Source organism: Xenorhabdus griffiniae (assembly GCF_001028135.1).
GTDB classification, from domain to species: Bacteria; Pseudomonadota; Gammaproteobacteria; order Enterobacterales; family Enterobacteriaceae; genus Xenorhabdus; species Xenorhabdus bakwenae.
This window is the reverse complement of the sequence record NZ_LDNM01000174.1, coordinates 1-1444: the sequence shown is the minus strand read 5'-3', so window position 1 is coordinate 1444 and position 1444 is coordinate 1. Positions and strand designations below refer to the sequence as shown.

Below are 1444 nucleotides of genomic sequence, written 5' to 3'. Positions count from 1 at the left end.
AAGGAGAATGTAATGAACGCATCCCAACCACTTGGCCTTTGGCACCGCACTGGAATTGAGAGATGAGGCGTGGATCCTCACAGATTTCCGGCCTTATAGTGCCTAAAAGCGGGAGCCTGTTGCTCCCTGATGACTGGAGGATCCACTCATGAAACATACTCCTTTTGGCGTCGATATTGCAAAACATTTGATGCAGATTCATTTTGTTGATGAATACACCGGTGAACTCATTGATAAGCAACTGAGGCGAAATGACTTTTTAACGTTCTTTAGTAACCGTGAGCCTTGCCTGATTGGCATGGAAGCCTGTGGCGGTGCGCATTATTGGGCACGGGAGCTAAGGAAGCTTGGGCATGAAGTCCGTTTGCTTCGGGCGCAATTTGTCAGGGCGTTCCGAATGGGCAATAAAAACGATGTTCAGGATGCCCGGGCTATTTGGCTGGCGGTTCAGCAACCCGGTAAATCGGTCGCCGTCAAAAACGAAGAACAACAGGCGATTCTGTCATTACACCGAATGCGCCACCAATTGCTCAAATTCAGAACCGCGCAAATCAATGCACTGCACGGTTTGCTGTTGGAATTTGGTGAAACGGTGCATAAGGGCAGAGCCTCACTGGATAAAGCGATGCCCGAAGTACTTGAGCGACTCAGAGAAAGACTGGCCCCGTTTCTGCTCAATCTACTTGAAGAGCAATACCATCGTTTGAACGAAATTGATGAGCAAATCGACCAGGTGGAAAAACACCTTATTGCATGGGCAAAACAGAATACAGATTGTCAGCGGATTATGAAAATTCCAGGTATCGGTGTCCTGATTGCGACAGCGGCTATCGCAACCATGGGTGATCCCAGCGCGTTCCGGTCGGGCAGAGAGTTTTCGGCCTATCTGGGCTTGGTGCCAAAACAGACGGGAACAGGAGGCCGAATTAAATTACTGGGGATCAGTAAACGGGGAGATACCTACCTGAGAACCCTGTTTATTCACGGTGCCAGAGCAGCCACCTTACTCACGAAAACCCCGTCGCCGTGGGTGACAGAACTGAAAAAACGACGCCCAGCCTGTGTAGCGATAGTAGGCATGGCTAATAAGCTGGCCCGTACCGTTTGGGCACTGGTTGCCCATCAACGGGACTACCAAAAAGATTACGTCAGTGTCAGGCCTTACTAAGGCGCTTCACTGGTCAACTTTAACTTGTAACACAACAAGGATGAATGCAGAAAGATTGCTGAGGCAAAGGTAACGATGACAAAGACAGGTAAGACCGTGACTTGCTAAACCTGAATAGTTCCTTGAGCATAAAGCTCGTCAGGAGAATGAGGAGCAAGCCAGCGGATTACATCGAGGCCCGCAGTTTTGGCTGCAATAAGGCCGGATATAGAGCTGCAACCTACCGTCGATGTCAGCGTGGTTTTTGTCTTGCAAACGGGATGCGTTCATATAGAA

At 49.4% G+C, this 1444-nt stretch carries 1 protein-coding gene; it reads left to right on the top strand.

The genetic code is table 11. The features are described from left to right. Window positions 1-148 precede the first annotated feature (148 nt). On the top strand, window positions 149-1168 hold the full coding sequence (locus tag AAY47_RS19390; RefSeq protein ID WP_047771998.1) for an IS110 family transposase: 1020 nt from the start codon (window positions 149-151) through the stop codon (window positions 1166-1168). The last annotated feature ends 276 nt before the right edge of the window (window positions 1169-1444 follow it).